Source organism: Streptococcus sp. OH4692_COT-348, from assembly GCF_003859975.1.
GTDB lineage: Bacteria > Bacillota > Bacilli > Lactobacillales > Streptococcaceae > Streptococcus.
Map to the genome: position 1 here is coordinate 1 of NZ_RQZB01000072.1, position 331 is coordinate 331.

Here is a 331-nt window from a genome sequence, read left to right on the forward strand (position 1 = left end):
TATGGTTTTTGTAGCACCGCTTGAACCGTTTGCTGCATTTTGCATAGCCTTATCTAGTATATCCATACTGACAGCACCTTGTGTAACGGCTTCATTGAACGAACCATACTGCTTCAATTGTGGGTTCATTTGCATAACAGTATCTTTTAAAGAAGCACTAAGAGCCGTATTGTTATCTGTCAACTGATTAATATTTTCAGCTGTGACTTTTCCAGAAGCTGACATCTGACCATAAGCCTGTGCGACGCCTTTAAGATTTTCTCCAGTACCACCAAACGCTTGGTTAGCTTTTACTAATGCTTCCGTTTTACCAACCGCTGACTTAGCACTA

1 protein-coding gene is annotated in these 331 nt (G+C 40.8%); it reads right to left on the reverse strand.

Annotation, left to right across the window (positions count from 1 at the left end):
• On the reverse strand, nt 1–331 hold a 331-nt coding region (locus tag EII37_RS10940; protein ID WP_142997539.1), incomplete at both ends, for a tape measure protein.